Raw genomic sequence first — 23,016 nt, forward strand, 5'->3', positions numbered from 1 at the left:
AAAACTTAATACTGGCGGGCTTTTTTCACCTGCGCCTGGGTTTGCTCAGCGGCCTCACGCACGGCAGACGACGCCGCCACCTGCGCATCACCGGTTCGCCACCACGAGGCGTAATCGTGGGTCATGGTCTTCGGCAGCACCTTGATGTCCAGCAGCGTCGGGCCGGGATGCGCCCGCGACGCCTCAAGCGCCGCCAGCAGGCTTTGCTCATCGTTCACCCGCCACGCGCGGCAGCCGTAGCTCTCCGCGTTTTGCGCGAAGTCGACCTTCACCAGCGGACCGTCAAGCCGTCCGGTTTTCGGGTTGCGGTGGCGGTTTTCCGTGCCAAAGCTGCCCATACCGTGCCCCATCTGCAGGTTGTTAATGCAGCCGAAGCTGGCGTTATCAAACAGCAGAACGGTGACCTTAATGCCCTCCTGAACGGCGGTTTGCAGTTCGGAGTGCAGCATCATGTAGGAGCCATCCCCCACCATGGCGTACACCGGCAGTTCGGGTCTGGCGAGCTTCGCGCCGAGGGCCGCCGCAATCTCGTAGCCCATGCAGGAGTAGCCGTACTCCAGGTGATAGCTGTCCGGCGTCTTGACCTGCCAGAGGCGCTGTAAATCCCCCGGCAGCGAACCGGCCGCGCCCACCACGATGGCGTTATCTTCAACATGCTGGTTGATCAGCCCCAGCACCCGCGTCTGGGTCAGGCGGGTGTTGAGCGCCTCGCCGTATTCCGCCAGCTGCGCATCCAGGTGCCCCGCCACTTCGGGCGCGTCGTCAGGACGCCACTGGCGATCCCACAGGCGGCGGCACTCGTCGCGCCAGGCGGACTTCGCCTCGGCGATCGCCTCTCCCCAGCCGCTGCGGTAATCCCCGAGCGCGTGGGTCAATGCCTGGAGCCCGGTTTGAGCATCGGCAATCAGCGCGATCGCGTCCAGCTTCAGGGCGTCAAACTCGGCCACGTTCAGCAGCAGGAATTCGACGTCCGGATGGGAAAAGAGCGCCTTGGAGCCGGTGGTAAAGTCGGTCAGGCGCGTGCCGATGCCAATCACTAAATCGGCCTGCGGCGCGAGCTGGTTGGCGGCCATTCCGCCCGTCACCCCAACGCCGCCCAGGTTAAGTGGGTGGTCACTTACCAGTGCTCCCTTTCCGGCCTGAGTTTCAGCAAACGGCAGCCGCAGCGTCTCGACAAATTCGCGAAACGCCTCATGCGCGCCGGAATAGCGCACGCCGCCGCCGCACACCACCAGCGGATGACGCTTGCGGGCGATCAGCGCCCGCGCCTGCGCCAGACGCTGCGGATCGGGCGGACGGCGTTCGATGTGGTGCACGCGACGCGCGAAGAAGCTCAGCGGGTAGTCCCAGGCCTCTCCCTGCACGTCCTGCGGCAGGCAGATGGTCACCGCTCCGGTATCTGCGGGGTCAGTAAGCGTTCGCATCGCGCTTAACATCGCGCTCATCAGCTGCTCGGGGCGGTTGATGCGGTCCCAGTAGCGGGAGACCGGACGGAAGCAGTCGTTGGTGCTGATGCTGAGGTCGTGATACTGCTCGATCTGCTGCAGCACCGGGTCCGGCTGGCGGCTGGCGTAGATATCACCCGGCAGCAGCAGCAGCGGAATGCGGTTCGCCGTAGCGGTGGCCGCGGCCGTGACCATATTGGCGGCGCCCGGCCCGACCGAGGAGGTAACGGCAAAAATACGCTGGCGGCGGTGCTGTTTGGCGAATCCCGTCGCCATATGGGCAATCCCCTGCTCGTTGCAGCCCTGCATGATCTGCAAATGGCCCGGGTCCTGCTCCAGCGCCTGGCCGATACCCAGCACGTTGCCGTGCCCAAAGATGGTGGCGACGCCCTCCACGAAGGGCGTTTCGTTGCCGTCCACGCTGACGTACTGTTGATTAAGGAACCGGACCAGCGCCTGGGCCATGGTCATACGTTCGGTTTGCATAAAACCTCCTGTCAGCCCAGCGTTGGCATAGAGAACGCAGCGCCTGTCTCCTGCTGCATTTCCGGCCAGCGCGCGGTGATGGTTTTCATTCGGGTGTAGAAGCGCACGCCGTCGTTGCCGTGCACGTTGAGCGCACCAAAGATGGAACGCTTCCAGCCGCCGAAGCTGTGGAACGCCATCGGCACCGGGATCGGCACGTTGACCCCCACCATGCCCGCCTGCACCTCTTCGCAGAATCGGCGCGCGCAGCCGCCGTCGCGGGTGAAGATCGCCGAGCCATTACCATATTCATGGCGGTTAATCAGATCCACCGCGCTGGCGTAATCTGCTACGCGCACCACAGAAAGCACGGGGCCAAAAATCTCTTCTTTATAGATGGTCATTTCAGGAGTGACGTTATCGAACAGCGTCGGGCCGACGAAGTAGCCCTGCTCGTGGCCCTTCACGCTGAAGCCGCGACCGTCCACGCGAAGTTTCGCTCCCTGCGCTTCCCCGCTGTCGATGTAGCCCAGCACCTTGCTGCGGTGCGCGGAGGAGATGAGCGGCCCCATTTCGTTTTCCGGCGACTGGTCCAGGCCCGGCCCGACGCGCAGCGCGGCAATCTGTTTTTCCAGCCGGGCGCAGAGGTCATCGGCGGTTTTATCCCCCACCGCCAGCACCACCGAGAGCGCCATGCAGCGTTCCCCCGCCGCGCCGTAGGCCGCGCCCATGATGGCGTTGGTCGCCATCTCCATGTCGGCGTCCGGCATCAGGATGCAGTGGTTTTTCGCACCGCCCAGCGCCTGACAGCGCTTGCCGTGGGCGGACGCGGTCTGGTAAATGTATTCCGCAATCGGCGTGGAGCCGACAAAGCTCACCGCCTGCACGCGCGGGTCGGTCAGGATCACGTCAACGGACTCTTTATCGCCCTGCACCACGTTGAAGACGCCGTCCGGCAGGCCGGCCTCTTTCAGCAGCTGCGCCAGCGCGAGCGCCAGAGAAGGATCCTTTTCCGACGGCTTCAGCACGAAGGTGTTGCCGGTCGCCAGCGCAATCGGGAACATCCACATCGGCACCATCGCCGGGAAGTTAAACGGGGTGATCCCGGCGCAGACGCCGAGCGGCTGCATCAGCGAGTGGCTGTCGACGCCGGTCCCGACGTTCGCCGAGTGTTCACCCTTTTGCAGATGAGGGATGCCGCAGGCAAACTCCACCACTTCCAGGCCGCGGGTCAGTTCGCCCACCGCGTCGGAGAAGACCTTGCCGTGCTCTTCGCTGATGAGGCGGGCCAGGCGATCCATGTTCTCTTCCAGCAGCGCCTTGAAGCGGAACATCACGCGCGCGCGCTTAAGCGGAGCATGGCGCGCCCACGCCGGAAATGCCTGCTGCGCGGCGGCAATCGCCTGCTCCGTTTCCTGTGCCGTACTCATCACCACCTGGCGGATCTGCTCGCCGGTGGCCGGGTTGAAGATCGCCTGAACGCGCTGGCCTGAACCGGTGACACATTCGCCGTGAATAAAATTCGCTACCGTCTCCATCCTTAACCTCTCGCTGTTGATACGTGACTGTTACCTGAATACCGTGTACCGAACACTATATATGAAACAAATATTCCATTTTAAGTTGAAATAAAATAAATGATGATTATTGTGATCACGGATGGATTTTTATGTTAACAGCCAACAACACTGGCGTAGCGTGCGCTATTAAGGAATTTCGGGCGAGGAAATGACTGAAGTTTCTGTTTCATTTTTGCTGCCAGATGGATGGCCGACATTTAAAAGACGCGGTTTTGCGTTTAGAATCATAAGACTGTATTTGGGGGATAAGATGACGACAGCAACCAGCCTGAACGAACTGCAGCAGCAAATCCGCGATCGCTACGATAGCCTGAGCAAGAGGCTGCAGCAGGTTTCCCGCTACGTGCTGGACAACACCAACAGCGTGGCCTTCGATACGGTTGCCGTCATTGCCGAGCGCGCCGACGTGCCGCCGTCGACGCTGATCCGCTTTGCCAACGCCTTTGACTTCACCGGCTTCAACGAAATGAAACAGCTGTTTCGCATGAATCTGGTGGAGGAGACCGCCAGCTACAGCGACCGCGCCCGGATGTTCCGCGAGATGGAGAGCGAGGCCGTGCCGGAAACGCCGCTCGATATCCTGCAGGAGTTCGCCCGCTCGAACGCCCAGGCGCTCCAGCAGCTGGCCGCCCGCGCCGAGCCGGAAATGCTGGAGCGCGCGGTACAGCTGCTGGCAGATGCCGACACCATCTACATCGCCGGACTGCGCCGTTCCTTTAGCGTCGCGGCCTACCTCACCTATGCCCTGAGCCACCTGGAGTGTCGCCCTATCCTGCTCGACGGCATGGGCGGGATGCTGCGCGAGCAGATCAGCCGCATTAAGGCCCGCGACATCGTGGTGTCGATCAGCTTCTCGCCGTACGCGGAAGAGACGGTGATGGTCAGCGAAACTGCCGCCAGCGTCGGCGCGCGGCAAATTGTGATTACGGACAGCCAGATAAGCCCCCTGGCGACGTTTAGCGATCTTTGCTTTGTGGTGAAAGAGGCGCAGGTGGACGCGTTTCGGTCTCAGTCGGCAACGCTGTGCCTGGTGCAGTCGCTGGTGGTGGCGCTGGCGTATCGGTTGGGGAGTGGGGAGAAATGAGCATGCAATCGCCACATACTCGGCGCCGATGATCTCATGCATTGTTAGCTACACGCGTTCAATATGGCTCACCCATAGCGAGTCGACGTTTGATAATTATCCTGAATTTTTTCTTTAACGAGTGCTTTATTTGCCGGTGACTGTGGATGATATCGTTATCTACAGTTCAAGAGACCGTATTTTTCCTACAGTAATTTAGATTTGCGCTGTTCGGTGTAACCATTTATTTGATATAAGTCTTCATTCTAAAGCATCACGATCATTTTCAGCGTTAAAAAGTTCAAATACGCACTTTTTGTATGGTTTATTTTTGATGCATGCACTATTTGCAGATAACATTAATAAGTATCTATACAAGAAAGGGTGCTACATGACTTTACATGGAAAGTTTATAATCAATGATGCTGACTACTCACCACTTGCATTTGATGGTATTGGTGTCTTTATGGCTTTTTCTGGTAATGGTGCATACAGGAACAAAGGAGCATGTGGCATCATTCCAAACGTTGGACCGCTACCAAAAGGTAAATATTATATAGTTGATAGGCCGAAGGGGAGTATGGCTAACAGGTTTAGAGCCTGGGGAGTCGATACATATAAAAGCATTTTTAGTTATCATGTTGATCATTCTGAATGGTTTGCTTTATTTCGCGATGATGGGAATGTAGATGATTCTACATTTTACGAAAGCGTAGCCAGAGGTGGATTTAGGCTACATCCCGGTCAGGTTTCAGAAGGGTGTATAACTTTACCTAACCAATCAGATTACAATAGATTAAGAGATGCATTATTAAGAACAAAGAAAGAAAAGATTAAAGGTCTTGATTTAGAATCCTATGGAACAATTGAGGTCATTATTGGTGGTTATCAGAAAACTTGCCCTTAATTCCCTTAGAATGATTCTATTCATCGGGATATTCGCTATTGTGTCAGGATTGGATGTTGGTTACTTAACTGAACATCCATTAATAAGTAACGAAACAGCCATTAGCATTTCCTATTTATTTAGCAACAACCCAGCACCCGAAGATATTTATTACAGTTATGATTATGCGTTAATTATATTTAACGTTCTTATCTCTCTCTTCATATACATTGTTACAATGAAGTTATTTAAATTAACAAGGAGTAAATAAAATGCCTATCCCTCCCTATCTGTGGCTCAAAGATGATGGCGGTGCCGATATCAAAGGTTCTGTAGATGTTCAGGATCGTGAAGGCTCTATCGAAGTAATCAGTATGAGTCATGGCATTAATCTTCCCGTCGATACAGCCAATGGAAAGATCACCGGAACACGTCAACACTCGTCATTTAATTTTGAAAAAGAAGTTGACAGTTCAAGTCCCTATCTCTACAAAGCAGCGGCCACAGGACAAACATTAAAAAGTGCAGAGGTAAGGTTTTATCATATTAATGATGCTGGCCAGGAGGTGTGTTATTACACCGTCTTAATGGAAAATGTAAAAATAACGGGTGTGAATTGTGGTGTGCCCAATGTCAAATTATCAGGAAATGATAAGTTAAATCATATGGAATCCGTTTCTATGCAATATGAAAAAATCACATGGCGTATTGTAGATGGAAATATCCAATTCTCTGATTCATGGTACGAGAGGCCAACAGCATAAATTTCTGTCACATTCTGCGCCACATTGCATTCCAGAAACTATGCTCTTCTTTGCAAATAGCTGCCCGATTGCCAAAAACAAAAAAGCCCGCAGTTACGCGGGCTTAGAGGTACTTTACTGCTTTTACGTACAGGCTGTTGCCAGACGCGAAATCATTCCCACTCAATCGTAGCTGGTGGCTTACCGCTGATGTCATACACCACGCGGGAAATACCGTTCACTTCGTTGATGATGCGGTTAGACACGCGGCCTAAGAAGTCATACGGCAGGTGCGCCCAGTGCGCGGTCATGAAGTCGATGGTTTCCACTGCACGCAGGGAAACAACCCAGTCGTACTTACGGCCATCGCCCATCACGCCGACGGAGCGAACCGGCAGGAACACGGTGAACGCCTGGCTTACCTTGTTGTACAGGTCAGCTTTGTGCAGCTCTTCGATGAAGATCGCGTCCGCGCGACGCAGCAGGTCGCAGTACTCTTTCTTCACTTCGCCCAGCACGCGCACGCCCAGACCCGGACCCGGGAACGGGTGACGGTAGAGCATGTCGTACGGCAGACCCAGTTCCAGACCGATCTTACGCACTTCGTCTTTAAACAGCTCGCGCAGCGGCTCAACCAGGCCCATCTTCATCTCTTTCGGCAGGCCGCCCACGTTGTGGTGAGATTTGATGACGTGTGCTTTACCGGTTGCAGAGGCCGCGGATTCGATCACGTCAGGGTAGATGGTGCCCTGCGCCAGCCACTTCACGTCTTCCAGCTTCAGCGCTTCTTCGTCGAACACTTCCACGAACACGCGGCCGATGATCTTACGTTTCGCTTCCGGATCGTTCTCGCCCTTCAGCGCGTCCAGGAAGCGCTGCTCGCCTTCCACGTGAACGATGTTCAGACCGAAGTGGTCGCCAAACATGTCCATGACCTGCTGGGCTTCGTTCAGACGCAGCAGACCGTTGTCCACGAAGACGCAGGTCAGGTTTTTGCCGATGGCGCGGTGCAGCAGCATCGCGGTCACGGAGGAGTCCACGCCGCCGGAGAGGCCGAGGATCACTTTGTCATCGCCAACCTGCTGGCGGATACGCTCAACGGCGTCGTCGATGATTTTTGCCGGGGTCCACAGGGCTTCACACTGGCAAATGTCACGCACGAAGCGCTCCAGCATGCGCATACCCTGACGGGTGTGAGTCACTTCCGGGTGGAACTGCACGCCGTAGAAGCGTTTTTCTTCGTTCGCCATGATGGCAAACGGGCAGCTTTCGGTGCTGGCAACGGTCACGAAGTCAGACGGGATGGCGGTCACTTTGTCGCCGTGGCTCATCCACACGTCCAGCAGCGGTTTGCCGTCTGCGGTCAGGGAGTCTTCGATACCGCGCACCAGCGCGCTGTCGGTGACGACTTCTACCTGTGCGTAGCCAAACTCACGCTCGTTAGAGCCTTCTACGTGGCCGCCCAGCTGCATTGCCATGGTCTGCATGCCGTAGCAAACGCCGAATACCGGCACGCCAGCTTCGAACACGTACTGCGGCGCGCGCGGGCTGTTCTCTTCGGTGGTACTTTCCGGGCCGCCGGACAGGATGATGCCGCTTGGATTGAATTCGCGAATCTGTGCTTCCGTGACATCCCACGCCCACAGCTCACAGTAAACGCCCAGTTCACGTACGCGACGCGCCACCAGCTGAGTGTACTGAGAACCGAAGTCCAGAATGAGAATGCGATGTTTATGAATGTTTTCCGTCATTGACGCTAATTCCGAGGCAAGTGAAACAAAAACAGAGCGCCCGGCAGAAGCCGGGCGCGGAAACTTATCAGGAGCCCAGACGGTAGTTCGGGGACTCTTTGGTGATCGTCACGTCGTGAACGTGGCTCTCCTGGATACCCGCACCGCTGATGCGCACGAATTCCGCTTTAGTACGCAGCAGGTCGATGGTACCACAGCCCGTCAGACCCATACAGGAGCGCAGGCCGCCCATCTGCTGGTGAATGATCTCTTTCAGGCGGCCTTTATACGCTACGCGACCTTCGATACCTTCCGGCACCAGTTTGTCTGCGGCGTTATCGGTCTGGAAGTAACGGTCAGAGGAACCTTTGGACATCGCGCCCAGGGAGCCCATACCGCGGTAAGATTTGTAAGAACGACCCTGGTAGAGTTCAATTTCACCCGGGGATTCTTCGGTACCGGCCAGCATGGAGCCTACCATTACAGCAGCTGCGCCCGCGGCGATCGCTTTGGCGATGTCGCCAGAGAAGCGGATACCGCCGTCAGCGATAACCGGAATACCGGTGCCTTCCAGCGCTTCAACCGCGTCAGACACCGCTGTAATCTGCGGAACGCCCACGCCGGTGACGATACGGGTAGTACAGATGGAGCCAGGGCCGATACCTACTTTCACCGCGCTGCAGCCAGCGTCAGCCAGAGCGCGAGCGCCTGCGCCAGTTGCCACGTTACCGCCGATGATCTGCAGATCTGGGTATTTGGCACGGGTATCACGAATACGCTGCAGAACGCCTTCGGAGTGGCCGTGAGAGGAGTCAATCAGCAGGACGTCAACGCCCGCAGCGACCAGCGCGTCAACACGCTCTTCGTTACCAGCACCTGCGCCAACCGCAGCACCGACGCGCAGACGGCCATGCTCGTCTTTACAGGCGTTAGGCTTACGTTCTGCTTTCTGGAAATCTTTAACGGTGATCATGCCGCGCAGGTGGAAGCTGCTGTCAACAACCAGCGCTTTTTCAACGCGTTTTTCGTGCATTTTTGCCAGCACCACGTCGCGGGTTTCACCTTCGCGAACGGTAACCAGACGCTCTTTTGGCGTCATATAGACGCTAACAGGCTGGTTCAGGTCAGTCACGAAACGCACGTCACGACCGGTGATGATGCCAACCAGTTCGTTCTCTTCGGTCACCACCGGGTAACCGGCGAAACCGTTACGTTCGGTCAGGGCCTTCACTTCATGCAGCGTGGTGGTTGGCAGAACGGTCTGTGGGTCAGACACGATGCCGGATTCATGTTTCTTCACGCGGCGAACTTCTTCCGCCTGACGTTCGATAGACATGTTTTTGTGAATAAAGCCAATGCCACCTTCCTGTGCCAGGGCGATAGCCAGGCGCGCTTCAGTCACGGTGTCCATTGCCGCAGAGAGCATAGGAATGTTCAGGCGAATGGTTTTCGTCAACTGCGTGCTGAGATCGGCAGTATTCGGCAGAACAGTGGAGTGAGCGGGAACGAGGAGGACGTCGTCAAACGTCAGTGCTTCTTTAGCGATACGTAGCATGGGCAATATCTCTGACCTGGGTGGTTAAATATTGCCGTGGCATTATACAGAGCGTAACCGATTGCATCTACACTTTTTTATAAAAAAGCTTGCGATTGCCTCTCAGCAGGTTACTATCGACTGAATAACTTGCTGATTTAGAATTTGATCCCGCTCACATGTTATCCTCTCAATCCCCCTCAATTTATACCGTCAGCCGCCTGAATCAGACGGTGCGTTTGCTGCTTGAGCAGGAAATGGGGCAGGTCTGGATCAGCGGTGAGATCTCTAACTTCACGCAGCCGTCCTCCGGTCACTGGTACTTTACCTTAAAAGACGACACCGCCCAGGTGCGCTGCGCGATGTTCCGCAACAGCAACCGCCGCGTGACGTTCCGCCCTCAGCACGGCCAGCAGGTTCTGGTTCGCGCCAATATCACCCTGTATGAGCCGCGCGGCGATTATCAGATCATCGTGGAAAGCATGCAGCCTGCGGGCGAAGGCCTGCTGCAGCAGAAGTATGAACAGCTAAAAGCCCGGCTCTCTGCCGAGGGGCTGTTCGACCAGCAGTACAAAAAACCGCTGCCCTCCCCCGCCCACTGCGTTGGGGTCATCACCTCGAAAACCGGTGCGGCACTGCACGATATTTTGCACGTGCTGAAGCGTCGCGACCCTTCCCTGCCCGTCATCATCTATCCGACCGCCGTTCAGGGTGACGATGCGCCGGGACAGATAGTTCGCGCCATTGAGCTGGCGAACGCCCGTCAGGAGTGCGACGTATTAATCGTCGGGCGCGGTGGCGGCTCGCTGGAAGACCTGTGGAGCTTTAACGACGAGCGCGTGGCGCGAGCAATCTTTGCCAGCCTTATCCCCGTGGTGAGCGCCGTCGGCCACGAAACTGACGTAACGATAGCCGATTTTGTCGCGGATCTGCGCGCGCCTACGCCGTCCGCGGCGGCGGAAGTGGTCAGCCGCAACCAGCTGGAGCTGCTGCGTCAGATTCAGAACGGCCAGCAGCGTCTTGAGATGGCGATGGACTACTTCCTTGCCAACCGTACCCGCCGCTTTACCCAGCTTCATCATCGTCTTCAGCAGCAGCACCCGCAGCTGCGTCTGGCGCGTCAGCAGACCGTGCTGGAGCGCCTGCGTCAGCGCATGAATTTCGCGCTGGATAGTCAGCTTAAGCGCGCGGTATCGCGCCAGCAGCGCGTGACGCAGCGCCTGAACCAGCAGAACCCGCAGCCGAAAATTTATCGCGCGCAAACGCGGATCCAGCAGTTGGAGTATCGTCTGGCGGAAACTATCCGGGCGCGACTGAGCACCACCCGCGAACGTTTCGGCAATGCGGTGACCCACCTTGAAGCCGTCAGCCCCCTCTCCACTCTGGCGCGCGGCTATAGCGTGACGACGGCGACGGACGGCAAAGTGCTGAAGCAAACTAAACAGGTAAATACCGGCGATGTGCTGACGACGCGTCTTTCCGACGGCTGGGTAGAAAGCGAAGTGAAATCAATTAAACCGGTGAAAAAGACGCGTCAGCGTAAAACCGGATAATTCTTCGCCGGTTACTTACTATACTGCTGCTATTCCCTTTTTTAATAAGGAGAGCAGCATGCCCCATCTTCATAGCGTTATTCCCCCTTATATTCTTCGTCGTATTATCGAAAGCGGTTCCGAGCCGCAGCAGCGCTGTGCCCGTCAGACATTAACCCACGTCCAGACGCTGATGGCCCACATGCCGGGCAAACCCGCCGCGCCGCACGTGAATAAAGCCGGGCAGCTGGAGCGCGATATTTACGACGCGAAGCAAACCCAGGAGCTGCCGGGTAAGCAGGTGCGTTACGAAGGCCAGCCGTCGAACGGCGATGTGGCGGTGGATGAAGCCTATAATTATTTAGGTATTACCCATGACTTCTTCTGGAAAGAATATCAGCGTGATTCACTCGATAATAAAGGGCTTATTTTGACCGGTACCGTTCACTATGGCCGGGAATATCAGAACGCCTTCTGGAACGGTCAGCAGATGGTATTTGGCGACGGCGACGGGGAAATATTTAACCGCTTTACCATCGCCATCGACGTGGTGGCGCACGAGCTGAGCCACGGCGTGACCGAGACCGAAGCCGGGCTTATCTATTTTGAGCAGTCGGGCGCGCTGAACGAGTCTCTGTCGGACGTGTTTGGCTCGCTGGTCAAACAGTACCATCTGAAGCAAACCGCCGATAAAGCAGACTGGCTCATTGGTGAAGGGCTGCTGGCGAAAGGGATTAACGGCAAAGGGCTGCGCTCAATGTCTGAACCCGGCACCGCCTATGACGATCCCCTGCTCGGCAAAGACCCGCAGCCTGCGCACATGAAAGATTTCATTAAAACGCGCGAGGATAACGGCGGCGTGCATCTGAACTCCGGCATCCCCAACCGGGCATTTTATCTGGCCGCGACGGCGATCGGCGGCTACGCCTGGGAAAAAGCAGGTTATGCCTGGTACGACACGGTTTGCGATCGCAATCTGGCGCAGGATGCGGATTTTGAGGCCTTCGCAAAATTGACGATCGCGCACGGAGAGAAACGCTCCGGCGGTGACGTTGGAGCGGCCATTAAACAAGCCTGGGAACAGGTGGGAGTGTTGTAAATGCAGGTTCCGGAACTGACGGATGACGCCGTGGTTGAGCTGGCCCGGGAAGGCGGCGTCGCTTTTATCCCCAGGCTGAGCGGACAGCGCACCATCGCGCTCTCCTCGCTCAATGAAGCCCAGCGCCAGCGACTGGTGAGCATCCTGGAGCAGGCTTTTCCGCGCGGTCAGCCGCCGGGGCAAGCCTCTTCACCCGGCAGCGGCGACCAGCGCTATTTCCGCATCCAGATTATCTGGACCGGGCAAAATCAGGCGCACTACGCCGATATCATCGTGCTGGTACCCGAGCAGGAAGCCCCCGAGTCGCTGGTCGAGCTGTGGCAGAAAGGCGAAGGCTGCGTGTGCGATTAACCTTCGGCCCGAACAAACTCCACGCGTTTTTTAGAGATTAAACCGTGGCCGTTCTGGCAGAAATAGTCCACCGCACCGCAGGCTTTTAATACCTGAAGTGGCTGATGGCACTCCGGGCAGCGGGCTTCAAGCGCAATATCTTTATTACAGCTGTCGCAGTGCGCTACGCCGTTCTGGGGCTCCAGCGGTGCCTGGCATTCCGGGCAGGTAATCGACATATTCTCTCCTGTTGGGTTTTACCGGGGCAGGATAACTGCCCCGGTAGGCTGAACATTATCAGGCTTCAGCTGCCGGTTTAGTCTGCGCATTTTCCAGCATGCGGCGCACCGGAACAATAAGGACGACCAGTACCGCGGCACAGATCAGCAGCGCGATGGAGCAGCGCGCGAAGAGATCCGGCAGCATATCCAGCTGATCGGCCTTCACGTGGCCGCCGATCAGGCCCGCCGCCAGGTTACCCAGCGCGCTGGCGCAGAACCACAGCCCCATCATCTGGCCGCGCATTCTTTCCGGCGCAAGCAACGTCATGGTCGCCAGGCCAATCGGACTCAGGCACAGTTCGCCGAGCGTCAGCATCAGGATGCTGCCCACCAGCCAGAACGGCGACACGCCCGTTCCACCGCTGCTCAGCACGTTCTGTGCCGCCAGCATCATCAGGCCAAAGCCTGCCGCCGCGCACAAAATACCAATAACGAACTTGGTGATGCTGCTCGGACGAATGTTCATGCTCGCAAGCTTCGGCCATGCCCAGCTAAACACCGGTGCCAGCAGGATGATGAACAGGGCGTTAATTGACTGGAACCACACCGCCGGGATTTCAAAATCGCCGATCATGCGGTTAGTGTAGTCGTTGGCAAACAGGTTGAACGAGGTTGGCTTCTGTTCGAACGCGGACCAGAAGAACGCCGCGGAGATCAGCAGAATAAAGCAGACCAGCAGTCTGGCGCGCTCTTTACGGTTCAGCCCCGCAAAGACAAACAGATAAATAAAGTAGAGGGCAACGGATGCAGCAATCACATAGACCAGCACGCTGGCTACCGCGACCGGGTTAATCACAATCACGCCTTGCGCAATCAGCGTCACGATCGTTGCCACGCCTGCCGCCAGCGCCAGCAGCCAAACGCCCACGCCGTTACGCTTCACCACCGGGCTGTTCCAGGTGGAGTCGAGGCCGACTTCGCCGTCATAGCGTTTCATCGCCGGAACGGCAAACACGCGGAAGATAATCAGCGCCACCAGCATCCCGATGCCGCCAATACCAAAGCCCCAGTGCCAGCCGTGGGTTTTAATCAGCCAGCCGGAAATCAGCGGCGCGATGAACGAGCCCATATTGATGCCCATATAGAACAGCGAGAAACCGCCGTCACGACGCGCGTCGCCTTTTTTGTACAGGGTACCGACCATCACCGAGATACAGGTTTTGAACAGTCCGGAGCCAAGCACGATAAACATCAGGCCGATAAAGAACAGGTTGTTGCCCATCACAGCCGAGAGCGCGATCGACAGGTGGCCGAGCGCAATCAGGATCGAACCGTACCAGACGGCTCTCTGCTGGCCGAGCCAGTTATCCGCCAGCCACCCACCAGGCAGCGCGGCCAGGTACATGGTACCGGCAAAGATACCGACAATCGCCGAGGCGTTTTCACGCGCCAGGCCCATCCCGCCGTCATAGACGGTGGCGGCCATAAACAGGATCAGTAACGGACGAATGCCGTAAAACGAGAAACGCTCCCACATCTCGGTGAAGAACAGGGAACCGAGCGGATACGGATGGCCGAAGAACGTTCGGCTCTCTTTTTGATTAACAGTGGATTGCATAATTCTCCCGAAAGGTATGTCGTCGTGCTTGTAAACACCAGCAGGTACGCCGGCCAGTTACGTATCTGGCCGATTTTTTACATGCGGCGAAAAGTTAGTTAACCATTTGATAACCAGGCGCTAGTTTTGTCTAGTACCGGACCCTGGACTTTAAGATGAAAATTCGACGATTGTCTACTTTCTTAGATTTAAACATGGTTAAAAGTGAATAGTGATTGACTTCACACAGAGAAAACCGTCGGTATGATTGGGCAAAAAAAAGCCCGCGATAAACGCGGGCTTTCGTGAAGCAGGTAAAGCTTATTTGCTTTTCTTAATGTGCTTAATCAGGCGCTTACGCTTACGCATCTGGTTTGGCGTCAGGGTGTTGCGCTTGTTGGCAAACGGGTTTTCCCCTTCCTTGAACTGGATACGGATAGGCGTGCCCATCACGTCCAGCGATTTACGGAAGTAGTTCATCAGATAGCGCTTGTAGGAATCCGGCAGGTCTTTCACCTGGTTGCCGTGAATCACCACGATTGGCGGGTTGTAACCACCGGCGTGGGCATATTTCAGCTTCACGCGACGGCCGCGCACCAGCGGCGGCTGATGGTCTTCCGCAGCCATGTTCATGATGCGGGTCAGCATGGCGGTGCTCTGACGACGGGTGGAGCTGTCGTACGCTTCACGCACGGATTCGAACAGGTTACCCACGCCGCTGCCGTGCAGCGCAGAGATGAAGTGCACGCGGGCAAAGTCGATAAAGCCCAGACGGAAGTCGAGGGTCTCTTTCACCTGCTCGCGCACTTCATTGCTCAGGCCATCCCACTTATTGACCACGATAACCAGTGAGCGCCCACTATTGAGGATAAAGCCGAGCAGAGAGAGGTCCTGATCGGAGATACCTTCGCGCGCGTCGATGACCAGCAGCACGACGTTGGCATCTTCGATCGCCTGCAGGGTTTTGATAACGGAGAATTTTTCCACCACATCGGTGATTTTCCCGCGCTTACGCACCCCGGCGGTGTCGATGAGGACATACTCACGCTCATCGCGCTGCATCGGGATGTAGATGCTGTCGCGGGTGGTGCCCGGCATGTCGTAAACGACCACGCGCTCTTCACCCAGAATACGGTTAGTAAGCGTAGACTTACCTACGTTTGGACGACCCACGATGGCCAGCTTGATCGGCAGATCCTGCGGGTTGAAATCGTCTTCAGGCTCTTCTTCGCCCTCTTCTGCGTCTTCGAACTGCGCCCAGTATTCAGCGTCTTCGTCTACTTCTTCCGGCGGGTTTACTTCGTCCACCCACGGCAGCAGAACGGTTTCCAGCAGGCTGGTGACGCCACGGCCATGCGATGCCGCAATCGGGTAGATTTCACCCAGGCCCAGAGACCAGAAATCCGCGACGGCCTGATCGGCATCGATGCCGTCAGTTTTGTTCGCCACCAGGAAGGTCGGCTTTTCGCGTGAACGCAGGTGTTTGGCAATAGCGGAGTCCGCCGGCATCAGGCCAGCGCGCGCATCCACCATAAACAGCACCACATCCGCTTCTTCAATCGCCAGCAGCGACTGTTCCGCCATGCGGGTTTCAACGCCGTCTTCTGTGCCGTCAATACCACCGGTATCAATACAGATGAACTCGCGTCCTTCCACCTCTGCACGACCGTACTTACGGTCACGCGTCAGCCCCGGGAAATCCGCAACCAGCGCATCACGGGTGCGTGTTAAACGGTTAAAAAGAGTGGATTTTCCAACGTTAGGGCGCCCGACAAGCGCGACCACAGGTACCATGTTTGAAGCCTCATAAAATTCAAAATAACGTCGCTTTCGCGGCGTTTTTAAAAATGTCAAAACGGCTCCTGAGTGAACAGGAGCCGTTTAGTATACTACAACCGCCGGGTAATTAACGCGTGATCGCGTACAGCGTGCCGTCTTTTGCCTGAATCAGCAGTTTGCCGTCGGCCACAACCGGATCGGTCAGGAAACCAGAGCTGTCGACTTTTTGCTGTGCAACAAATCGGCCGTTATCCGGATCGATCCAGTGCATATACCCTTCGCTGTCGCCAACCACCAGGCTACCGTTGTACAGTGCCGGAGCAGTCAGCAGACGGTGCAGCAGATCGCTTTGCGTCCACAGCGTGACGCCGCCTTCGGTGCTCAGCGCCAGCAGACGGTCGTTCTGATCGACCATATAGATGCGGTTACCCTCAACGATGAAATCGTTCACAGAGCCCAGCTCACGCTTCCACATGATCTGACCGCTGCGCAGATCCAGCGCGGTCAGGTTGCCGTTATAGGCCAGCGCGTAAACCACACCGTTAACGATGACCGGCGTTGTGTCTACGTCGCTCAGACGGTCAATTTCCGTTGAGCCAGTGGCCTGAGAGATACGCTGCTGCCAGATCATCTGGCCCTGCTGCATCAGGACTGCGCTCACGCGACCGTTGTCACCGCCCACAATGGCAGCACCAAATGCGGTAGCCGGCGCGGATTCGCCGCGCAGAGAGAGCGCAGGCATATCCAGGTTAACGGTCCATTTCACCAGACCGTCCGCTTCGTTCAGCGCCTGCAGCTGGCCGTTGCTGGTATGAATCAGCACCAGACCGTCGCTCACCACCGGACGAGACAGGGATTCACCCGCCACGGTTGTTTGCCAGGCAATAGAGCCGTCGCTGCTGTTCAGCGCATAAACCTGCGCTTTTTCGCTGCCCACGTAGACATGGCCACCGGCAACGGTCAGACCGCCAGACAGCAGTGCAGGTTTACGGGAGAACCAGCCGTCTTTTTCCGCCAGGTTAACGGACCATACTTCTTTCCCGTCATCGGCGTTCACCGCTTTCACGGTACCTTTGCGGTCAGCGGCATAGACAACGCTGTCTGCATACGCCGGATGAAGGTTGGAATAGAAATCACCAATCCCATTGCCCACGGAGACATCCCACGCGGTGGATGGGGTAAACTGGTTTTCAACCGTCGGCAGTGGGGACATTTTCACAACGTCTTCTTCGCCACTGAATAGTGAACAACCACTCAATAACGTAACAGAAAGCAGTCCTGGCAGAAGTAATTTACGCAATTGCATCGGGTCCCTCTCAGACGGACAAATTATTTATTTTCATCTGCATCATTTCGCTCAGCGCAGGTGAAGCGTTGCTCTCTACGCCAGCTTGCCACGCTTTACGCGCGCCCGTTTTGTCACCTTTGCTCAGCAGTGCTTCACCGCGCAGATCGGCAACGATGGCAGCAAAACCTTCGCCTTTGATGGTATCGAGCGTTTTCAGCGCATCGTCAGCTTTTTTCTGCTGAACCTGAATACGTGCCAGGCGCAGATTGATCACCGCTTTCAGGTTCTCATCGCTGGCAGCAGCAAGGCTCTGCGAGAGCTGAGCAGCGGCTTTATCCAGTTCGTTCTTATCAACGTACTGCTGAGCCACTTCCAGCGCAGCCAGTGCACCGTAGGTGTTTTTGTTGTCAGCCGCAAATTTTTCTGCAGCAGTCAGCGTTTGAGGCTGATCGGCACGAATTGCGCTCACGGTATTTTCATAGGACAGGGACGCGCCGCGCGCGGAATCTGCCTGATGATTGTTCCAGTAACGCCAGCCCACCAGCGCACCGATACCTAAAACAACCCCAACAACCAGCGCTTTGCCGTTTTCAACAAAGAAGCGCTTAATCGCGTCGACCTGATCGTGTTCGTTCTCGTAAATTTCCACGCAGTCCTTCTCCTTAGCCCAATAGAGTGCGCAAGTGCGCCGCAACGCTGTCCTGCGTTACCGTTGTCTGCTCACCAGAGCGCAGGTCCTTCACCACCACTTCGCCGTTAGCCACTTCGGACTCGCCCAGCACCAGTGCAATACTTGCGCCCCACTTATCGGCACGAGCAAACTGTTTTTTGAAGTTGCCGCCGCCATGGTTTGTCATCAGCTTAACGCCCGGCAGCGCATCGCGCACGCGTTCGGCAAGCTGCATCGCCGCAGACTGCGTTTCCGCGCCTGAAGCCACCAGGTATATATCGACAACGGAATCTGCTTTAAATTCCGGATTAACTGCCTGAACCAGCAAAACAAGTCGCTCAAGGCCCATCGCGAAGCCAACAGCAGGCGCTGCGCGACCGCCAAGCTGCTCAACCAGACCGTCATAACGGCCGCCCGCACATACGGTGCCCTGAGAACCGAGGCTGGTGGTCACCCACTCAAACACGGTACGGTTGTAGTAGTCCAGACCGCGCACCAGGCGCTGATTCACGGTATAGGCGATGCCTGCCGCTTCAAGCAGCTTGCACAGGCCCGCGAAGTGTTCGCGAGATTCTTCATCCAGGTAGTCACCCAGCGCAGGCGCATCGTTCAGCAGTGCCTGAACATCCGCGTTTTTGGAATCCAGAACGCGCAGCGGGTTACTGTACATGCGACGTTTGCAGTCTTCGTCCAGCTTCTCTTTATGCTGTTCCAGGAACGCCACCAGCGCATCGCGGTAGTTAGCGCGTGCTTCCAGAGAACCGATAGAGTTCAGCTCAAGAGAAACGTGATCGGCGATACCGAGGGCGCGCCACCAGCGGGCGGTCAGCATAATCAGTTCAGCGTCGATGTCCGGGCCCTGCAGGCCAAAGACTTCCACACCCAGCTGATTGAACTGGCGATAACGACCTTTCTGAGGACGTTCGTGGCGGAACATCGGGCCGATATACCACAGGCGCTGCTCCTGATTGTACAGAAGACCATGTTCGATGCCGGCGCGTACGCAGCCCGCCGTCCCTTCCGGACGCAGGGTCAGGCTGTCGCCGTTGCGGTCCTCAAAGGTGTACATCTCTTTTTCAACCACGTCGGTCACTTCGCCGATCGCGCGTTTGAATAACGGGGTCTGCTCTACAATCGGCAAACGGATTTCGCTGTAACCGTAGCTGCCGAGCACCTGCTTCAGTGTGCCTTCAATGCGCTGCCAGATGGCGGTTTCGCCAGGCAGATAATCGTTCATGCCGCGGATGGCTTGAATGTTTTTTGCCACGTTTATTCTCTTTCTATATACAAAAAAAACCCAAAGAATGGGTTCAATCATACATGGGAAGCGGCACGCTTCCCATCACGTTATTTTTCAACCTGCTGAACGCTGATACGCTGTGTTTCGTCCATCATGGCGGCTTTGGCGCGGATGCGGGCTTCAAGCTGGTCGATCATGTCGCTATTATCCAGACGATCTTTACGAACGCCATCTTCATAGAGACCACTTTTCTTGTTACCGCCGGTTACGCCCAGGGTTGACACCAGTGCTTCACCAGGACCGTTTACCACGCAGCCGATGATGGAGACGTCCATCGGGGTGATAATGTCCTCCAGACGCTGCTCCAGGGCATTCACCGTCCCGATCACATCAAACTCCTGACGTGAGCAGGTTGGGCAGGCAATGAAGTTGATCCCACGCGCGCGGATACGCAGTGACTTCAGGATATCGAAACCGACTTTGATCTCTTCGACCGGATCGGCCGCCAGCGAGACGCGCAGGGTGTCACCGATGCCTTCCGAGAGCAGCAGCCCAAGACCGATCGCGGATTTTACAGAGCCGCTGCGCAGGCCGCCTGCTTCGGTGATCCCGAGGTGCAGAGGCTGGTCGATCTGTTTTGCCAGCAGACGATAAGACTCTACCGCCAGGAACACGTCGGACGCTTTTACGCTGACTTTGAACTGGTCAAAGTTAAGACGATCCAGATGATCCACATGGCGCATCGCAGATTCGAGCAGCGCCTGTGGCGTAGGCTCGCCGTATTTTTCCTGCAGGTCTTTTTCCAGGGAACCGGCGTTAACGCCGATACGGATAGGAATATTTTTATCGCGGGCGCAGTCCACGACCATGCGGATACGCTCTTCGTTACCGATGTTGCCCGGGTTAATGCGCAGGCAATCGACGCCGTATTCGGCCACTTTCAGTGCGATGCGGTAATCGAAGTGGATATCAGCCACCAGCGGAACGCTGACCTGCTGTTTGATCAGTTTGAACGCCTCAGCGGCATCCATGGTTGGGACGGAGACGCGAACAATGTCCGCGCCTACACGCTCTAATGCTTTGATTTGATTGACCGTAGCTTCTACATCGGTAGTGCGCGTGTTGGTCATCGACTGAACGGCGATAGGTGCCCCATCGCCGATTGGCACATTCCCAACGTAAATCCGTTTCGATTTTCTACGTTGAATCGGAGCCTGGTTATGCATGAAAAATCTCCCGCGTTGCCCGTCTGTTACTGTGCTGCTGATTGTTCGGCATTAACGGTAAGACGTGCAACCTGGTTAGTTCTGATAAAGCGGCTCAGGTCGACAGGTTTTCCTTGATACTGGATCTGTACCGCTGCCGGAGCGCCGATTTTAAGTTTATAGGGAGCCTGGCCGGTTAGGTTTAACGTGCCATCTTTACGCTGCAGGCCGCTGAACAGTTTTTTACCTGTCGCGTCAGTCACTTCCAGCCAGCAGTCGGCGCTGAAGTTCATCACCAGCGCGTTGGGATCGGCTGCTGTCGCCGTACCCGCCGGGCTGGTTGGCAGAGTCGCTGCGCTATTGTCTGCAGGCTGAGTAGCCGCAGGCGCGTTCGCCGCAGTATCAACATTCGCCTGAGAAGGGGCAACAACCGCGTTTTGATCCTGAGCCTGCGGCGCAGCGGTGTTAGCCGTTGCTGCCGGAGCCTGTGCTGCATCGGTCGCCGACGCGTCTGGCGCTGCGGTCTGTGGCTCGCTGGAGGAAGCTGCGCCGTCGGTATTCAGCGGCACGCTCTGACCGTTCTCACTTCCGGCCTGGTTGAGTTCGGCGGAGGATTGATCGGCCATAGTGGTAATCTCTTCCTGCTGGGCCTTGTGGTTTTGCCACCACCATGCGCCGGTCAGACCGATCACCACAAACAGCACCAGCCAGGTAAAGCTCATCAGCCAGCCATCGCGTTTTTTACGACGTTTCCCCAGGGAGAAGGTCTGCATCGGCGCAACTTTTGCTGCACGGACCGGTGCCTGCTTCTCCATCATTGGCAGTAATTCGTTTTCGGGGATATGCACCAGTTTTGCGTAAGAGCGGATATAACCGCGCAAGAACGTTGAAGCCAGATCGGCAGGTGCCTTATCTTCTTCAATATCGCGAACCGTGGAAACCTTCAGGCACAAGCGTTCCGCAACGGCTTGCTGGCTGAGTCCGAGTTGTTCACGGGCGTTGCGAAGACGAACGCCAGTGGAAAGTGCTTCATGTTGGTCGTGAGTGGCTTCAGTATTCATTCGCTACAACTACTGGTACGTGAAAAATAAGGGTTCAGGTGCCGGTGAGTCACAATGCCACCCGCACCGCGAAACTTCTGGTCAGTTAACCTTGAACAGAGAGTATAAGACTGTCAGCCCGGAGATGACAGTACAGCCCTGCCCGTACGGCTAAACTGTTGTTACGTCGTTACATACTGCCCGAAAGTCGGATGAAACGCACCGTAATTATTATTCAGTCATCACGAATCTGACTGATTATTCAGTAAGAGTATGCTTCACGGCGCAGATAATGCGCCGTGAGTGCATAATAATCAAACAGCTTTAACCGCGATCGTCTCGCCCTGCATGCGTTTACGCAGGGTACGTTTGGTACGGTCAATGACATCACCAGCCAGCTGTCCACATGCTGCATCAATGTCATCACCACGGGTTTTACGCACGATGGTGGTGAAACCATACTCCATCAGCACCTTGGAGAAACGGTCGATACGGCTGTTCGAGCTACGGCCATACGGCGCGCCCGGGAACGGGTTCCATGGGATCAGGTTGATTTTGCACGGCGTATCCTTCAGCAGTTCAGCCAGCTGATGCGCATGCTCGGTGCCGTCGTTGACGTGGTCCAGCATTACGTACTCGATGGTCACGCGGCCCTGGTTGGCGTTGGATTTCTCCAGATAGCGACGCACCGCAGCGAGGAAGGTTTCGATATTGTACTTTTTGTTGATCGGCACAATTTCGTCACGAATTTCGTCGTTTGGCGCGTGCAGGGAGATCGCCAGCGCGACGTCAATCATGTCGCCAAGCTTGTCCAGCGCAGGCACAACGCCAGAGGTAGACAGCGTGACGCGACGCTTGGACAGACCAAAGCCGAAGTCATCCAGCATGATTTCCATCGCCGGAACGACGTTGGTCAGGTTCAGCAGCGGCTCACCCATCCCCATCATCACCACGTTAGTGATAGGACGCGTGCCGGTTACTTTTGCCGCGCCCACGATTTTCGCGGCACGCCAGACCTGGCCGATAATTTCTGACACCCGCAGGTTACGGTTAAAGCCTTGCTGCGCGGTAGAGCAGAATTTGCACTCCAGCGCACAGCCTACCTGAGAGGAGACACACAACGTGGCGCGGTCTTCTTCCGGGATGTAGACGGTCTCAACGCGCTGATCGCCGACCGCAATCGCCCATTTGATGGTGCCATCCGCTGAGCGCTGCTCTTCCACCACTTCCGGTGCGCGGATTTCAGCCACTTCTTTGAGCTTGTTGCGCAGGACCTTGTTGATGTCAGTCATGTCATCAAAATTGTCGCTGCAGTAATGGTACATCCACTTCATGACCTGATCGGCACGAAACGGCTTTTCGCCCATCTCTTTAAAGAACTCGCGCATCTGCTGACGGTTCAGATCCAGCAGGTTGATTTTTCCATTTTTATTGGGAACCGCAGGAATGGCGACTTCGGAGGTATTCACTAATTCAGACATAATATTATCCGGCCTCGTTGTTACACGTTATGGCCCATGGAGGGTTGAATAGAAACGCCCCGGAAAGCGGTCTGCTCGTCCGGGGCGT

The 23,016-nt window shown here is 56.2% G+C and carries 19 protein-coding genes; 6 read left to right on the plus strand and 13 right to left on the minus strand.

Annotated elements, in window-relative coordinates:
• Positions 1-5: 5 nt before the first annotated feature.
• Positions 6-1,931, minus strand: coding sequence for a 3D-(3,5/4)-trihydroxycyclohexane-1,2-dione acylhydrolase (decyclizing) (gene iolD, locus F0320_RS15900; RefSeq protein ID WP_126329972.1), 1,926 nt, complete (start codon positions 1,929-1,931; stop codon positions 6-8).
• Between the two features lie 11 nt (positions 1,932-1,942).
• A complete protein-coding gene (locus tag F0320_RS15905; RefSeq protein WP_047652667.1) occupies positions 1,943-3,448 on the minus strand; it encodes a CoA-acylating methylmalonate-semialdehyde dehydrogenase in 1,506 nt (501 codons plus the stop codon).
• 292 nt (positions 3,449-3,740) lie between these two features.
• Between F0320_RS15905 and F0320_RS15910 the strand changes: the two genes are divergently transcribed.
• From F0320_RS15910 to F0320_RS15920, 3 genes are all read left to right on the plus strand, one after another.
• A complete protein-coding gene (locus F0320_RS15910) occupies positions 3,741-4,574 on the plus strand; it encodes a MurR/RpiR family transcriptional regulator (protein ID WP_126329974.1) in 834 nt (277 codons plus the stop codon).
• Positions 4,575-4,944: 370 nt separating this feature from the next.
• On the plus strand, positions 4,945-5,460 hold the full coding sequence (locus tag F0320_RS15915) for a DUF2778 domain-containing protein (protein ID WP_126329976.1): 516 nt from the start codon (positions 4,945-4,947) through the stop codon (positions 5,458-5,460).
• Positions 5,461-5,711: 251 nt separating this feature from the next.
• Positions 5,712-6,203: an Hcp family type VI secretion system effector gene (locus F0320_RS15920; protein WP_126329978.1), complete on the plus strand. Its 492-nt coding sequence runs from the start codon at positions 5,712-5,714 to the stop codon at positions 6,201-6,203.
• A 152-nt stretch (positions 6,204-6,355) separates the two neighbouring features.
• On the opposite strand, the gene guaA is transcribed toward F0320_RS15920, so the two are convergent.
• On the minus strand, positions 6,356-7,933 hold the full coding sequence (guaA, locus tag F0320_RS15925) for a glutamine-hydrolyzing GMP synthase (RefSeq protein WP_006811514.1): 1,578 nt from the start codon (positions 7,931-7,933) through the stop codon (positions 6,356-6,358).
• A gap of 67 nt (positions 7,934-8,000) precedes the next feature.
• The gene (gene guaB / locus F0320_RS15930) at positions 8,001-9,467 is read right to left on the minus strand and encodes an IMP dehydrogenase (RefSeq protein ID WP_023333022.1); all 1,467 of its coding nucleotides are present in this window, start codon (positions 9,465-9,467) and stop codon (positions 8,001-8,003) included.
• 158 nt (positions 9,468-9,625) lie between these two features.
• Here guaB and xseA point away from each other — a divergent pair, with 158 nt between their 5' ends.
• Genes xseA through F0320_RS15945 form a run of 3 tightly spaced genes read left to right on the plus strand, consistent with a single transcriptional unit; the run spans position 9,626 to position 12,428 of the window.
• Positions 9,626-10,999 (plus strand): exodeoxyribonuclease VII large subunit, encoded by a 1,374-nt coding sequence (xseA, locus tag F0320_RS15935; RefSeq protein ID WP_047652669.1) that lies wholly within the window; start codon positions 9,626-9,628, stop codon positions 10,997-10,999.
• A 58-nt stretch (positions 11,000-11,057) separates the two neighbouring features.
• Entirely contained in the window at positions 11,058-12,077 is a 1,020-nt protein-coding gene (locus tag F0320_RS15940; RefSeq protein WP_149323898.1) for a M4 family metallopeptidase, read from the plus strand.
• Positions 12,078-12,428, plus strand: a complete 351-nt coding sequence (locus F0320_RS15945) for a protealysin inhibitor emfourin (RefSeq protein ID WP_126329984.1) — start codon at positions 12,078-12,080, stop codon at positions 12,426-12,428. It abuts the gene before it with no gap.
• On the opposite strand, the gene F0320_RS15950 is transcribed toward F0320_RS15945, so the two are convergent.
• The 9 genes from F0320_RS15950 to F0320_RS15990 form a co-directional block, all read right to left on the minus strand.
• Complete coding sequence (locus F0320_RS15950; RefSeq protein ID WP_023308796.1) at positions 12,425-12,646, minus strand: zinc ribbon domain-containing protein; 222 nt, start codon at positions 12,644-12,646, stop codon at positions 12,425-12,427. The genes F0320_RS15945 and F0320_RS15950 overlap by 4 nt on opposite strands.
• 58 nt (positions 12,647-12,704) lie before the next feature.
• Positions 12,705-14,246 carry a peptide MFS transporter gene (locus F0320_RS15955; RefSeq protein ID WP_126329986.1) on the minus strand — a complete coding sequence of 514 codons (1,542 nt, stop codon included), beginning with the start codon at positions 14,244-14,246 and terminating at the stop codon, positions 12,705-12,707.
• A 300-nt stretch (positions 14,247-14,546) separates the two neighbouring features.
• Positions 14,547-16,019: a ribosome biogenesis GTPase Der gene (gene der / locus F0320_RS15960; protein WP_126329988.1), complete on the minus strand. Its 1,473-nt coding sequence runs from the start codon at positions 16,017-16,019 to the stop codon at positions 14,547-14,549.
• A 112-nt stretch (positions 16,020-16,131) separates the two neighbouring features.
• A complete protein-coding gene (gene bamB, locus F0320_RS15965; RefSeq protein ID WP_008502135.1) occupies positions 16,132-17,310 on the minus strand; it encodes an outer membrane protein assembly factor BamB in 1,179 nt (392 codons plus the stop codon).
• A gap of 10 nt (positions 17,311-17,320) precedes the next feature.
• Positions 17,321-17,941 (minus strand): YfgM family protein, encoded by a 621-nt coding sequence (locus F0320_RS15970; protein WP_126329990.1) that lies wholly within the window; start codon positions 17,939-17,941, stop codon positions 17,321-17,323.
• A 13-nt stretch (positions 17,942-17,954) separates the two neighbouring features.
• A complete protein-coding gene (gene hisS / locus F0320_RS15975) occupies positions 17,955-19,229 on the minus strand; it encodes a histidine--tRNA ligase (protein WP_126329992.1) in 1,275 nt (424 codons plus the stop codon).
• An 80-nt stretch (positions 19,230-19,309) separates the two neighbouring features.
• Positions 19,310-20,428, minus strand: a complete 1,119-nt coding sequence (gene ispG / locus F0320_RS15980; RefSeq protein WP_023308814.1) for a flavodoxin-dependent (E)-4-hydroxy-3-methylbut-2-enyl-diphosphate synthase — start codon at positions 20,426-20,428, stop codon at positions 19,310-19,312.
• A gap of 26 nt (positions 20,429-20,454) precedes the next feature.
• The gene (rodZ, locus tag F0320_RS15985) at positions 20,455-21,468 is read right to left on the minus strand and encodes a cytoskeleton protein RodZ (protein WP_126329994.1); all 1,014 of its coding nucleotides are present in this window, start codon (positions 21,466-21,468) and stop codon (positions 20,455-20,457) included.
• 293 nt (positions 21,469-21,761) lie between these two features.
• A complete protein-coding gene (locus F0320_RS15990) occupies positions 21,762-22,928 on the minus strand; it encodes a bifunctional tRNA (adenosine(37)-C2)-methyltransferase TrmG/ribosomal RNA large subunit methyltransferase RlmN (RefSeq protein ID WP_014171168.1) in 1,167 nt (388 codons plus the stop codon).
• Positions 22,929-23,016: the final 88 nt, after the last annotated feature.

The organism is Enterobacter dykesii, assembly GCF_008364625.2.
Taxonomy (GTDB): Bacteria; Pseudomonadota; Gammaproteobacteria; order Enterobacterales; family Enterobacteriaceae; genus Enterobacter; species Enterobacter dykesii.